Genomic DNA, 13,984 nt, shown 5'->3' with positions numbered 1-13,984 from the left:
CTTGAGTCGAAAATATTAAGGAGTGGGCGATGTCATTCTGCCTGACCGACTTTGTTCCCGTCCGCATGATCGAGCCTGTGCCGCAGGCTTTAACTCTCGAACTTTCAGCCTATGGATTCGCCAAGTCCTATTGCCGCAGTCACGGAATCACCGATGCGGAGAGCTTTGGAACGATCATTCACGAAACGCGGCAAAAGTTTGAAAAGTTCGCTCTGTCTCCCTCAGTGATCAAGCGGCGCCAATTGGTGTTCTTTCCGCGTCTCAGCGACATCAGCTTCAGCAATGGCGAGTTCACGGTCGCCGAGCCCGAGCATGACTATCTGCAGCTGTTCGACAACTATGAGAACCTGCAGGCGAAGGACATCAAGACGCGCCATTCGAGCTACGCGAAAGTCGCCGACGGCTGCCTCAAGGAGATGTACGGCGACGCCGAAGAGGCGCCGGACGATCTCATCCATGTGACCTGCTCCGGCTATCTGGCGCCCAGTCCCGTGGAGCGGATGGTGGCCGGCAAGGAATGGTTCAACACGACTGTCACGCACAGTTACCACATGGGCTGCTACGGCGCGTTTCCGGCGATCAAGATGGCGCACGGCTTTCTCTCGTCGTCGCAATTCGCCATGACCAAGCCCAAGGATCGCGTCGACATCGTGCACACCGAGGTGCTCTCCGTTCACCGCGGCATCGAAGAGCTCAAGGCCGAGAACATCATCACGATGACGCTGTTTGCCGACGGCTTCATAAAATATTCGATGGTGACGGAAGATTACCTGCGGGAACGAGGGCTTCGCGGCTTGAGGATCCTCGCCTTCAACGAGCATCTGCTGCCGAACTCGGCCGACGACATGACCTGGGTCCCTGGCTCAACGCGCTTCCACATGACGCTCTCCGTCATGGTGCCCGTCGTCATCAAGCAATCGGTTCGCCCATTCGTCGAGCAGTTGCTGCAACGCGTCGGCGTCGATTTCGAGCATGACAAGCACAGGCTGATTTTCGCCATTCATCCTGGCGGCCCGAAGATCGTCGAACATATTCAGGAGGCGCTTGGGCTTCAGCCGGATCAGGTGGCGATCAGCAATTCGGTGTTTACCGAGAACGGCAACATGTCCTCGGCGACAGTCCCCCACATCTTGAAGGAAATTTTGGAGGAGCCCTCGATTCCTGCGGGGGTCCGCATCGTCTCTCTCGCCTTTGGACCGGGTTTGACGATCACCGGCTTGGTGGCAGAAAAGATATGAGCTTCGAGCGCGCTAAGAGAGTCAACGGCGGCGACGCTCCATCCTGGCCAGCGACGGGCGAGGGCGGAGCGCCTCTCATCGCGCGCATGTTCGAAGTTCAGGACGCGAAGGAGCTGGCGCTCGCCGTCGAGCAGCCGGAAGAAGAAGCTCATCCTTCCGAGCGGCCCAGCCCGATGGCAACAGCGGTCGCGGGAAGCTCTGATCAGATCCAAGAGGCGGATACAAGCGAACCGCGCATGCCGTTCATCGGTTCCGTGCTCGATTACGTTCCCGGCGAGCGCATCACGATCGAGCGCAAACTCAACGTTGACGAAGATCTCTACCTCGCCGATCACGCCTTCGTTCATGCGCCTGGCATAAAGCCGACGTCGGCCTGTTTGCCGGTCGTGCCGATGACGATGAGCCTCGAAATCATGGCCGAAGCGGCGGCGTGTCTCGCGCCGGGCTGCGGTCTGCTCGGATTTGAAGACGTACGCTCGGTGACTTGGATCGATCTCGCGGACGTTGACGAAGTCGCGCTAAACATCGTGACGCAGATCGTTCGTCACGATGCGGAGCGCGGGGCCTTCAGCATTTCCGCCGCCATTTACGTCGAAGGTAAAAGCTCTCCCGCGATCACTGCGACTGTTCTTTTCGGAGATCGCTACTTGGTCGAGTTGTCGCCCACCTTTAGCGATTTGAGCAACGCGCGCGCTCACTCGCTCACAGCCGATGAAATCTATACAGAACGGCATATGTTTCACGGACCGAGCTTTCAATGTCTCGTTGGAGAGTTCGTTCTCGGAGACGAAGGAATCATCGGCGAGCTTTGTGTGCGGTCTTCCGAAGAGCTTTTTGGATCGACGCGTTCTCCGCAACTTCTGACGGACCCCTGCTTACTCGACGCGGTGGGTCAGGTCGTCGGCCTCTGGGCGATGGAGCAAGAGCGCTACGTCTTTCCGATCGGTCTCTCGAAGCTTGAAATTTATCGTCCGACCCCGCCCGTCGGAACGCGCGCGCCTGTGCGCGTTGAGGTCTTGCAGTCGGAAGGCAAGACGCTCGTCGCCGACGTCGAGGTGCAGGATGGCGAAGGCGGCGTTTGGATGCGAATTTCCGGCTGGCGGACATGGAAGTTTCGCTGGGAAAAGCGCCTGGTGGATTTCCGTCGTCAGCCCGACAGACACTTGTTAACGACGCCAGCGCCCGCGCCGCATTTCGAGGGCTCTATTTCATTGATGCTTTCCAGCGCCGAGCTGAAGCAATTCGATCCTGCCTTGCTCGCGCGCTATTGTCTGAGCGCCGACGAAATGCCGACCTACAAAGAACTGGAGCGTTTTCCCCAGCGCCAGCGGCAGTGGCTCTATGGCCGCGTCGCGGCCAAGGACGCGGTCCGCCTGTGGGTGGCGAAGCGACAGCAAGGGGAGATGTCGCATCCGGCGGCGTTCGCCATCTCTTCGGATGAACGCGGACGACCGTTCGTCAAGCCCGCGCCGAGCTTGGGATCCGCGCCGTCGGTGAGCATTTCTCATTGCGAAGAACGAGCGATAGCGGTCGCTCACGAGCATGACATCGGCGTCGATATAGAGCGTATCGCCACGCGCGACGTCGGCGTTGTCGAAGCCTTCGCCTCAGCGAAGGAACGCGAGATGATCGGTAGTTTTCCCGTCCAAGCACGCGACGCTTGGTTGACCCGGCTGTGGTGCGCGAAGGAGGCGGTCGGCAAGCTCTTGGGCGTTGGTCTTGAGGGGAAACCGCTTGCGATGGAGGCTGCCGAAATGACCGGTGACGGACAGATCGTGCTTTTGCACAAGGACAGGAACGCGCGCGCGCGCGTTTCGACGATCGAAGGTGACGGATACATTATCGCCTACGCAGGCTTGGAGCAGTCCGTCGCGTAATCGGAAACCATTTGGCGGCATTCGCCGAGGAGGGGATCATGCTGCAGACGATGCTTCCCAATGAACAGCGGGTGTTCTGTGTGAATCCTTTGGAGGCGCCGATCATTTTTGGACAGATCGCGCCCTACTTCAAACATGGGATCGAGATCAAGGAGGGAGACACCATCGTCGACGTCGGCGCGAACATCGGACTCTTTACCTTGACCGCGTGCGATTGGGGCAAACGCGCCGTAAAAATTCTCGCCTTTGAGCCGATTCCAGACCTGTTCAAGTGCCTAACGGCCAACGCCAAGAAGTACAAGCTCGATAGCCTCGTCACCTTGCCCTACGCCCTCTCACGAGAGAGCGGCGCGATCGAATTCACCCACTATCCGCTGCTGACCTCCATGTCGACAGCCTATCCCTATGATTCGAACGCAGCGTCGGTTCGACTTGGCTTTCGAGACATACTGCCTCAGTTCCCGCCATTTCTGCGATGGATACAGCGACTGCCGCCCAAGCCCCAGGAAATTGTTCTGCGCATTCTTCTTAATGTCCTGCTACGCGGCCGACGCGTTCCGTGTCAGGCCTTGTCGCTCTCAGACGCAATTCGCGACCATGAACTCACACGCATCGATCTCGTGAAGATCGATGCTGAAATGGCTGAACTCGACATCCTGCAAGGCGTCAGAGTCGACGACTGGGTAAAGATCAAGAAGATCGTCGTCGAAGTGCACGACGTTGAAGGCCGATTGAACAAGGTGCGGAGCCTGCTTCAGGCCGCCGGCTTCCGGCGCATCGACGATGAGCAGGATCCGCAGATGAGGGAGTTTCGCGTGCACACCGTTTACGCGACCAAGTGAGGAGAGTGGTGGCGTCGATTTTCGCTCAGGCCTGGTTGGCTGATGCTAATCCGAGGAGCAGAATATGCTTTACGCGCTGATTATCTCTTTCGTAGGGCTGCAGCTGCTCGTGGTGCTCGCGCCGATGCTACGCTTCGCAAAGTGTTTCCGCCGCGCGCCGTCCTTGCGAACTGAGCAGCCTAAAGCAGCTGTCATCTTGCCGTGTAAGGGGATAGATGGCGCTCTGGTCGAAACCGTTCGGCGGTTGTTGCGCCAAGACTACAATAATTACGGGCTGCTGTTTGTGACCGAGAGCGAGGAAGATCCGGCGCATAAGTTGATCAAAGGCCTGATCGAGGGCGCTTCGCCTCCGGCGCGACTGATCACTGCTGGACCCGCCGCGGCCTGCGGACAAAAGGTTCATAATCTCACCACCGCGGTCGACGCTCTTGATGAGTTCTTTCCCGACATTGAGATCATCGCCTTTTGTGATTCTGACGCACAACCGCAAACGGATTGGCTGACCAATCTGGTCGCGGGACTCGCGGACCCTGAAGTGGGCGTCGCCACCGGCTATCGCTGGTATCTTCCGGCCGGCAGCGGCCTCGGGTCTCTGCTGTTGAGCGCCTGGAACGCGCAATCGCTGTTCTTGTTTGGCGATGAGTCGAGCTTCGCCTGGGGAGGGACTATGGCGATGCGCCGCATTGATTTCGAAAACTTGGAAATCCGGCAACGCTGGCGGGGAGGGGTGAGCGACGACGGCAGCGTGACGACCGCGGTCCGTTCGCATGGGCGGCGCATTCAATTCGTGCCCCGCTGTCTCGTCGCCTCGCGCGGCGACGCGAGCTTGAGCGACGTTCTGGAATTCACGAACCGCCAGATCATCCTGACGCGAGTTTATATGCCGCGCGCGTGGCGGGAGATCGTGGCGCTGACGCTGTACTTCTGCGCGCTCTTCGCGCTCGTCGCTGCGCTTCTCTACAGAGCCTTCGCCCAACAAGCTCTTCCCGATGGCGTCGTCAGTCTGCTGCTGCCCGGCATGGCGTTTGCGATGGTCTTGCAGTGCTGGCTGCAGACCGCCTTTGCAATGCGCATTCTGCCGCAACATCGCGACGAGTTGAGACGGCTTAGATGGGCCTACCTAGGAGTAATGCCTCTGGTAGCGCCTTTGGCGCTCTGGAACGTGATCGTATCGTGCTTCTCTCGACGCATCATCTGGCGCGGGATTGGCTATGAGCTGCTCGGTCCCAATCAGACCGTCATCTGGAAACGCGATCTTCCCGATCCGCGCGCGATTTAGGGCGGCTGCGTTGTGTTAAAGGAGCCATGATGTGCGGCTGCAGAGCAAGCGTACTGATGTTTTCGTTCTCCGGGAGCGATTGTCTGATGGCGTCATCCAATGAGACGATGCGCTTGGAGCGGAAATTGCAGAAATCGAGGGAACGGTTTCGCACGAATTTTGTTACTCCTCTAGCGGAGGGACTGCGATGTATTTCCTTCCTGATCAAGATCTAAAAATCGAATGGGTCCGCAAGAACGAAAGTTGTCCGCGCGAGGGCCATTCCTGGTACGAAAGTCGATATTGCTACTTCGAGATCGATCGTAGCGAGTGCGACTCGGCGATAGACGATTGCCCTGTCTACGTTCTCTATTCAATGACCGGCGAGACGCTGATCAACGAGCTTGCACGGCGCAAGGCGTCTGAACTGAGTGTGGCGCCGACATCCAACTTCGTCAGTGAAATCGAGCGCTTGACGAGCGGCGAGGTCAGACACCGCGCCGACGAGATGCAGTTCATTGGACGCTTTATCATGCGCTCCGCCGAGGACGCCTGGTACGAGCGCGATAGCGGCGCAGGTAAGTCGACGTGGATGAGATTGGCGTCGATCGCGCCCTCTTGGAGATTTGGCTTCGGGCGTAGAAGGATTGATGTCAGTCGCGACCCCATACGGCTGGCGACGGACGTCGCTGAAGTCCAGGAGACAAGAGACGCGACGGACCGAGTGCGAAGGGTTCAATAGTGAGTGGCTGCTCGATGTCATCGAAGCGTCGAATCGCCGAGTGGGGCGAAACCTGCATGATCCAGGTAATTTTTGTTTTACCTGCGAAAGAGGCCGCGCCGACGTCGCCGTCCGATTTTTTGAGGAGAGAATGGCGGCGCCCGGGCGCTGACGTTAGCAGTCAACGGCTAGGCAAGCTTGAAGAGCTAGAAAGCTGCGGGAGCCATTCGATATGTCATTAGGAAAAGAGATTGGCCGCGCCACGAGACAATTCGCCGGCTATAGCGGCGTTGCATGGAGGGGTCCGAGTCTCACGCTTCTCATCGCCTGGCGGAATCTTGTTCATGATAGAATCCGCTTCGGCGTAACGCTCGTTGGCATAGCGTTCTCGACGATACTGGTCGGCATCCAGCTTGGCATGCTCCTGAACTTTCTGCAGACGACCTCGACGGTCGTCGATCGGGCGGGTGCGAATATTTGGGTCGCGGCGCATGGCGTTCCGAGCGTCGATCTTGCGACGCCGATCGATGGCAGACGGCGATTTCAGTCGGTCGCCGTTGAAGGCGTCGCCGCCGCCGAGCCCTATCTGCTGCATTTCGGCTTTTGGAAGCGCGCCGACGGGATACGGCAGATTGTCATCCTCATTGGCGTTGAACCGGGCGCCGAGATGGGGTTGCCGCTGACTTTGCCCGCCGGGCAAAGCTTCCGAGAGGCGCTATCCAGCCCCGACGGGATTATCATCGATCGACTCTACGCCGAAAAGCTTGGCGTCACCGGCCTCAATCAACTCGTTGAAATTAATGATCGCCGGGCGCGGGTCGTCGGCTTTACGGACGGGATAAGAACATTCACGCAATCGCCCTATGTCTTCACCTCGCTACGTAACGCGCGATGGCTGCTGGGTCGATCAGACGATGTCATCACTTACGTGTTGATCCGCGTTGTGGCCGGTCAGGATCCGGCCGCGGTGATCGAGAGACTGTCCGCCCGCATGCCAGACGTCGACGTTATGACCTCCCGCGAATTTGCCTCTAGTAGCCAGAAATACTGGCTTCTGACCACGGGCGCGGGCATTTCGATCATCTGCTCTTCGCTGCTCGCGCTTTTTGTTGGCGTCGTGATCGTCGCACAGACGCTCTATGCCAGCACCATGGATCGTCTTCCCGAATACGCAGTCATTCGAGCTATGGGCGGGCCGCGGTGGTATCTCTACAAGATCGTCATTGAACAGGCGGTGATCGGCGGCGTGATCGGAAGCGCGGTCGGGATCGCCGCCGTGCTGGTGCTTGTGTATCTCGGCCGGAACATGAGTTCGCCGCCGCTTGTCCCAGCCTGGCTTGCTCTAGGCATCGGGGCCGTCACCGTGGTGATGTGCGTCGGCGCCTCGCTGGTGTCGATCAGCAAGATCACATCAATTGATCCAGTGAAGGTGTTCAGATGAAACGCGCCGTCATCAGCGCCTCTGGCGTCAGTCATTCCTTCGACACCGGACCGACGCCGGTCACCGTGCTGCGGGACATCGACGTTGAGGTTTACGCTGGCGAGTTGCTGATGCTTGTGGGACCGTCGGGCAGCGGCAAGACGACGCTGCTCCATATTCTGGGTCGGCTGCTCAGCCCTTCGAGCGGAGTCGTGACGCTTTATGGAAAGAACACGCAGGCGCTCGGCGAAGAGGAGCTCGCAGCGCTGCGGCTGAAATACTTTGGCTTCATTTTTCAGGCCTACAATCTGTTCCCCGTGCTGACCGCCACGGAAAACGTGATGGTGATGCTCGATCTTCTCGGAGTGTCCCGGCAGATCGCTCGGAATCGCGCGCGCGAACTCCTGAAATCGGTGGGCTTAGGTCACCGACTCGATGCCTTTCCATCTCAATTGAGTAGCGGCCAGAGACAGCGCGTTGCGATCGCGCGCGCTCTGGCCGGCGATCCCAAGATCCTCATGGCCGACGAACCGACGGCCGCGCTGGACGCAGAAAGCGGGCTTCGCGCCATTGAGCTTTTGCAGATTCTTGCGCATCAGCAGGAGCGAGCGGTGGTCATCGTCACCCATGATCCGCGCATCCTTCATTTCGGGGATCGGGTGATACATCTGGAAGATGGACAAATCGCCGAGCGTCTGGCCGCGCCGCGCGATTTATCTCCCCAACATGCAATGGGAGCCTTGTGATGAAGATGTCGTCACGCGTCGTCGCAATTCTGACTTTTCTCTGCCTGGCCGCGCTGAGCCTCTTTCTCTTTCAGTCGGTCGAGAGCACGCAGTCAACCGCTCGCGCCACAACTTCGCTCACCGGTCTTGCGCAGCATGTCGCCGCAGCGCCGGGAATGGTGGAGCCTGAAGGCGAGGAGCGAGAAATCGCCGCGCAAGCGACAGGCGTCATCCGCGAGATGCGTGTCGAGGAGAACGATGAGGTGGCCGCCGGCCAGATCATCGCGGCGCTCGATAATACCGAGCAGGTTGCTCGACTGGAGTCCGCGCGCGCCGCCCTTGCGCTGCGGCAGGCCGAACTTGAGCGCCTCACCAATGGCGCGCGCGCAGAGGAGCGCCGAGAGGCAAGGGACGCTCTTATGGAGGCGGATGCGGCGCTCGATTTGGCGCGACGCGAACATGAGCGACGGCTGCCGCTCACCAAGAGCGGCGTTTCGCCCCAAGCGGCGCTTGATCAGGCCACATCCCACTGGAACGTCAACAAGGCGCGGCGCGCGGCGATCGCGGAAAGGCTCGCGATGCTCGAGGCTCCGCCGCGCGCCGAAGATCTCGCGGCGGCGCGCGCGCGGGTGCGGCTCGCGGAGGCGGATGTGGCGCTGTCGGAAGCGCTTTTGGAAAAGACGCTGGTGCGGTCGCCGATCGCGGGCACGATCCTGCGTCGCTCTCGCGTCGCCGGCGAAGCTGTGACGCACGTGCCGCCGACGCCGATAGCCATCGTCGGCAATGTTCGCGATCTGCGCGTGCGTGCGGACGTCGATGAGACGGACGTCGGGAAAATCGTCGCCGGGCAGCGCGTCGAGGTCACTGCGGACGCGTTCCCAAATCAGAAGTTCGGCGGAAGAGTTTTTCGCGTATCGTCGCGGATGGGCTCCAAGGTGGTTCAGACAGGTCGCCCGACCGATCGCGTCGACGCCAAGGCGCTGCAGGTGCTCATCGATCTCGACACCGGCGTGAAATTGCCCGTGGGGTTGCGCGTTGACGCCTATTTTTTGAGCCCCCCGGTCTCGGCTCAGACAGGCTGGCTGCAACCAATGAAGGCGGAAAAATACGCAGGGCGATTAACCATAGCGCGCGACTGACGGAGCGCGAGGGAAATCGCGCGAATTGACTGGTTAGTTCGAGGTGACGCCCCAGGCCGAAGCGCATGTGCCGCCACGTCTGTGTTAGCGCAGGCGGAGATCACGAATTGCGATGACTGCGGCTAAGGCTGCCGTTCGTTTTCAAACTCGCTCATCTAGAGGTAGGCGCCGGAATTATCATAGGGGCTATCAGAAGGAGAGCGCCAAAATGGCTAAGCTCGCTCGCGCAGTATATCCCGAACTCTTGGATTCTCTTCCATGCGACGATCCCCGTGCCATGCAATCGCGCCGCGACCTGCGGCGCGTTAACAGCTGGATGCAGCAGACCAAGATTATGGCGACGCTGCTGTCCCAGCATTTCGACGGGACGCCGAAAACCATTCTCGATCTCGGCTCCGGCGACGGGGCATTGATGCTCGGCGTCGCAAACCGCCTGGCGCCGAAGTGGCAAGGCGTTACGGCGCGCCTGCTCGACCAGCAGGACATTCTATCGGACGAGACGCGCCAAGGCTTTGAAGCGATCGGATGGCAGGTGGAGAGCGTCGTCGCAGACGTCTTCGATTACCTCTCGCATGACGCCGCGACGACGGACATCATCTCGGCCAATCTGTTTCTGCATCATTTTGAAAACCCGGACCTCGCTCGCTTGCTCGAATTGGCGGCGGCGCGCACGACGCTGTTCGCGGCGTGCGAACCTCGTCGCGATCGCTTTTCGCTCATGGCGAGCAGCCTGGTCTGGGTCATCGGCTGCAACGACATCACGCAATGGGATGCGAAGACGAGCGTGCGCGCCGGCTTCAACAACCGTGATCTATCGAAGCTGTGGCCAAATCAGAACGATTGGGTTCTCGACGAGAGCCCCGCAAGGCCATTCACGCACTGCTTCGCGGCGCGGCAGTCGAATTCCGCTCGCGGCGACACGCCTCCGGTCCACTCTCCGTAAGCCGTCCGTGCGCTGTCGCTCTCGCGAGCGGCTGGCCTGGGCCAATCGACGCAACAATCGCTTCAACAGACGGGAGGAGCCCCCAAAGGACAAACCAGTCGCTCCGGAAGTGCTTCGCGAAGAGGTGGATGAGGAGTCGTATCGTGACGGAAGCAAGCGTGATCATCGGCGGCGGCGTCGCGGGAGCTACGGCGGCCCTTGCTTTATCCCGCGCGGGTCGGCGCGTCGACCTATATGAGCGCTCGTCGTCGGCGAATCATAAGATTTGCGGCGAGTTCATGAGTCGTGAAGTCAGCGCAAATTTGCGATCTCTTGGCGTAGACCCGGTGGATCTGGGCGCTCGACCGATCAACCGTGTCCGATTGGTTCGAGGGAATCGCAGCGTGGACCAGCCGCTGCCTTTTCCGGCTCTGGCGCTATCAAGAAAAGTCCTCGACGAGGCTCTGCTCGAGCATGCAACGTCTTGCGGCGTGAACGTCATTCGCGGCAAAGCGGCGCGGTTCATCGAGCAATCGGATGACGGCGGGTTCGAGGTGAGTTTCGGCCCTGGAGACAGTACGCCGGCTCGCTCGATTTTTCTTGCGAGTGGCAAGCACGATTTGCGTGGCGTCAAGCGCGCTGCGCCTGGGCGCCAAAGCGACTATCTCGCGTTGAAAATGTATTACCGATTCAACAGGAAAAAAACCGAGCATCTGCGATCGGTGGTCGAGCTCATTCTCCTGAAGGAATGCTATCTCGGGCTAATGCTCGTCGAAGACGATTGCGTCAATTTCTGTCCTGTGCTCAGCCAAGACCGCTTCATGAAGGCGGGAGGAACCTGGCAAGGCGTTCTGCAGCAATTCAGCAGCGAGTCGGACTACGTAGCGGCTTACTTGGAGGGCGCCGAGCCTTTGCTGGATCGCCCGCTTGCGATCAGCCGTGTGCCTTATGGCTTTGTGCATAATTCCTCCCCCGAGGACCCGCCGGGACTATGGCGGCTTGGCGATCAGATTGCGGTGATCCCTTCTTTCACCGGCGACGGCATGGGCATGGCGAGCTGCAGCGCAGTTCTGGCGGCCAACATGTTTCTCGAAGGCGGGACCTCGCATGAGTTTCATCGCCGCTTCAGTAGTATCGTCAGAAAACAAATGCGCGTTTCAAAGCCCTTAAACAGCATGTTCTTCAGACATTCGGTTGGCCAGAACGCTCTTATATGGCTCGCCTCGCAGTTTCCGAGCGGCGTGCGCGCGATCGCGCGCGCGACGCGCGTTCCCGAAGAGGCGATGCCGCGTATCGACTGAGTCCTGACCGGGCAGCCGCTAAAGACATAAGCCCTATCTCCAAATCAGCCGATCAGACTCGCCGCGCATCATGCGTTTGAAGGTGGGCCATTAACGGCGTTTACAGATCAAGTATCAACTTGTACAAATAAACGTATGAGCCAAGACGCGCCAGATGCGATGATCTCGGGCTAGGCGCGTCATTGCAACAACGGAACTCTCGAACGCTACGGCGGTCTGCCCCAGCGAGATGAATGTGAGATGGCCCAGCGATTACGTTTTCGGTGCGGCGCTTGACTGACCCAACTTTTTCCTGGTCTCCCTTGAATCGACAGCTTCTTTCAGCAAGGAGATCGATAATGATACTCTCGAGCCGGATTATCGATCAGGGTACCCATCTGAACTCGAGCCGCTCCATACGACAGACGCAACTCATGTTTCTTCTGCTGTCTGTTTTGACCTTCTCTGGCGTGCAGGACGCCCAGGCTCAATCCCTCAAACGCGATCTGCGGGGCTTTTCGCTCGGCATGTCCAAGGATGAAGCGGCAAGACTCGCGCGGTCGCAGTGCAACAACTTTGGAAAGGTCTCGTTTCATGGCGGCATGCGCGCCGAGGAGTTCTTCGCATCGTCATCTGAATACGGGAAACAGTTCTCCTGCAGATTTGAAGATGGCTCCATCGTCAACTATGCGCTCACCCCGCGGACCGGCAAGGTCTACAAGCTGAACGGCGTGTTCCTTTCACAGATGACCTGTCCGGAGCTTCTCGATTTCATCATCGAAGAATTCAAAGTGGGCGAGAAATATTCGAAATATCATCCAAAGCCCAAAGCTGAGCGCGACTGCCAGGGATGGTCCTGGCAATCCGGTCCGAGCTACGATTTGAAAGTCTGGATCAACGAGCCCGACGCCACGCGATTCAACGTGAGCTTGATGGACAGCGAAGTTGTCCGGCAGAACGAGGCCTCGGCCGAAGACTCTGAAAAACAGTCGGGCGTCAAACCTCGCTTATAGGTTCAGGGATTTGCCTTGGCCGCGGCGCCGGGCCGCGCACGTTCATCGATCAGGCGTATCGGTCCCGTACCACTTGTATTTAACCTGCTCGAAATGAACGACAGGGTCGTAACGCACGACATTGAGATTGAGCGTCTCGGCCGTCAGTCTGCCGATCGCGGCCAAAACCGCGTATGAGGCGACGACACGGTCCCTTTGGGAAATGACCAGATTGGCGCGCGCGTTGAGCAAAGTCTGCTGAGCGTTCAACACGTCGAGCGTCGTGCGCTGCCCCACCTGCGCCTCGTCACGAACGCCTTTCAGAGCGAGTTCGGCCGCCTTCACCGTCGCCTGATCCGATCTGATCTGCGATCTGGCCGTGTCCAGCAGACCATAGCTCGAGACCACGTTAGCACGAACGCGGTCGCGCTGTGCGTCGGCGTTGAGGCGCGCCTTGCCGAGCACCTCTTTCGCCTTACGGATCGAAGAATACTCCCCTCCTCCCTGGTAGAGGGGGACATTGAGCGCGCCGTTGACGCCCGCCGAAAATTGCCGCGAGCCGGGCAGTCCAAGGAAAGAGTCATACTGCTGGGATACTTGCGCATTGACCGACAGCGTGGGCAAAAGCGCACCCTCGGCGACATTCACCGCCGACGCCGCGGCGTCCACCCGATGCAAGGCGGCGACGACGGCGGGATGTTCGACAAGCGCGACGTCAATCGCGTCCTTCACTGACTTGGGCAACATCCGCTCAACCGATGAGGCCGGCTCGAGACGTTTGGGCTCTACACCGATGATCTGCCGGTAAACGGCGGCGCTGCTCTTCAATTGCGCCTCGGCGGCAAAATATTCTGAGCGCGCATGGGAGACGGAGGCTTCGCTCTGCGACACGTCGGTATTCGTCACGTCACCGGATTGATAGCGCTTCTGCGTATCGTGCAACTGAAGATCGAGCACGGCGATGTTGCTCTTGCGCAGCGATAGGATCGCCGCGTCGCGCATCACGTCCATGAAAGCGGTTGCGCCGCTACGCAATATTTCCTGCTCAGAAAGCCGCATCAGGGCGCGCGACTCGAACACGCTCGACTCGGCGCGACGCACCGAATTCTCGGTGCGCCCGCCATCAAAGACATTCTGCGAGACGTTTAGCGTGGCCCCACGCGGAAATCCCGTATATTCATCAGTAAGCGGGATGCGCTGATTGATCACCGGCAGTCGCACAGGAATCCTGAGGTTCGAGCGCTGGGCGCCGACGCTCGCCTGAATATTGGCGTTGGGACGCAGTCCGGACCAGGCGCTCGAGACGTCTTCGTCACGCGTGCGCACGTCGGCGCGTTGCTCGTTCAGGTCCGGGTTACCCGCATAAGCCCGAGCGAGCGCAGACGAAATTGTCTCGGCTGAGACATCGTTTGCGCTTGCCAACGCGAGGCCTGCCCCTGCCGCTATGACTGTAAGCGCGCCGAACGATTTCATGGAACCCCACTCTCTCGCTCCGGCGCGAAGCGCACCGCTCAACGCCGGAATGAGCCTTTCGGGCTCTTACGCCGCTTTTGAAAATTGGGAGCGAACG

12 protein-coding genes are annotated in these 13,984 nt (G+C 59.5%); 11 read left to right on the top strand and 1 reads right to left on the bottom strand.

From position 1 onward, the window contains the following. Nucleotides 1–29: 29 nt before the first annotated feature. The 11 genes from IYX23_RS19570 to IYX23_RS19520 all read left to right on the top strand — a co-directional run bounded on the left by IYX23_RS19570 (nt 30) and on the right by IYX23_RS19520 (nt 12,435). Nucleotides 30–1,238 carry a 3-oxoacyl-[acyl-carrier-protein] synthase III C-terminal domain-containing protein gene (locus tag IYX23_RS19570; protein ID WP_196394612.1) on the top strand — a complete coding sequence of 403 codons (1,209 nt, stop codon included), beginning with the start codon at nt 30–32 and terminating at the stop codon, nt 1,236–1,238. Next, complete coding sequence (locus IYX23_RS19565; protein WP_196394611.1) at nt 1,235–3,115, top strand: 4'-phosphopantetheinyl transferase superfamily protein; 1,881 nt, start codon at nt 1,235–1,237, stop codon at nt 3,113–3,115. Before IYX23_RS19570 ends, IYX23_RS19565 begins: the two co-directional genes overlap by 4 nt. 38 nt (nt 3,116–3,153) lie before the next feature. Further along, entirely contained in the window at nt 3,154–3,957 is an 804-nt protein-coding gene (locus IYX23_RS19560; RefSeq protein ID WP_196394610.1) for an FkbM family methyltransferase, read from the top strand. Between the two features lie 64 nt (nt 3,958–4,021). Continuing rightward, a complete protein-coding gene (locus IYX23_RS19555; protein WP_196394609.1) occupies nt 4,022–5,236 on the top strand; it encodes a glycosyltransferase in 1,215 nt (404 codons plus the stop codon). A gap of 187 nt (nt 5,237–5,423) precedes the next feature. Continuing rightward, complete coding sequence (locus IYX23_RS19550; RefSeq protein ID WP_196394608.1) at nt 5,424–5,957, top strand: hypothetical protein; 534 nt, start codon at nt 5,424–5,426, stop codon at nt 5,955–5,957. A 211-nt stretch (nt 5,958–6,168) separates the two neighbouring features. Then, a complete protein-coding gene (locus IYX23_RS19545; RefSeq protein WP_196394607.1) occupies nt 6,169–7,377 on the top strand; it encodes an ABC transporter permease in 1,209 nt (402 codons plus the stop codon). Then, nucleotides 7,374–8,102 (top strand): ABC transporter ATP-binding protein, encoded by a 729-nt coding sequence (locus tag IYX23_RS19540; RefSeq protein WP_196394606.1) that lies wholly within the window; start codon nt 7,374–7,376, stop codon nt 8,100–8,102. Before IYX23_RS19545 ends, IYX23_RS19540 begins: the two co-directional genes overlap by 4 nt. Continuing rightward, nucleotides 8,102–9,220, top strand: a complete 1,119-nt coding sequence (locus IYX23_RS19535) for an efflux RND transporter periplasmic adaptor subunit (RefSeq protein ID WP_196394605.1) — start codon at nt 8,102–8,104, stop codon at nt 9,218–9,220. Before IYX23_RS19540 ends, IYX23_RS19535 begins: the two co-directional genes overlap by 1 nt. A 277-nt stretch (nt 9,221–9,497) precedes the next feature. Further along, a complete protein-coding gene (locus IYX23_RS19530; RefSeq protein ID WP_246716970.1) occupies nt 9,498–10,163 on the top strand; it encodes a class I SAM-dependent methyltransferase in 666 nt (221 codons plus the stop codon). Between the two features lie 383 nt (nt 10,164–10,546). Beyond that, a complete protein-coding gene (locus IYX23_RS19525; protein ID WP_246716968.1) occupies nt 10,547–11,443 on the top strand; it encodes a hypothetical protein in 897 nt (298 codons plus the stop codon). Nucleotides 11,444–11,781: 338 nt separating this feature from the next. Next, a complete protein-coding gene (locus IYX23_RS19520; RefSeq protein WP_196394602.1) occupies nt 11,782–12,435 on the top strand; it encodes a hypothetical protein in 654 nt (217 codons plus the stop codon). Nucleotides 12,436–12,477: 42 nt separating this feature from the next. On the opposite strand, the gene IYX23_RS19515 is transcribed toward IYX23_RS19520, so the two are convergent. Further along, a complete protein-coding gene (locus IYX23_RS19515) occupies nt 12,478–13,887 on the bottom strand; it encodes a TolC family outer membrane protein (protein WP_246716966.1) in 1,410 nt (469 codons plus the stop codon). Nucleotides 13,888–13,984: the final 97 nt, after the last annotated feature.

It is taken from the genome of Methylocystis sp. L43, assembly GCF_015709525.1.
GTDB lineage: Bacteria > Pseudomonadota > Alphaproteobacteria > Rhizobiales > Beijerinckiaceae > Methylocystis.
Note: the sequence above shows the minus strand (reverse complement) of the source record. Positions and strands in the feature narration are given on the sequence as shown.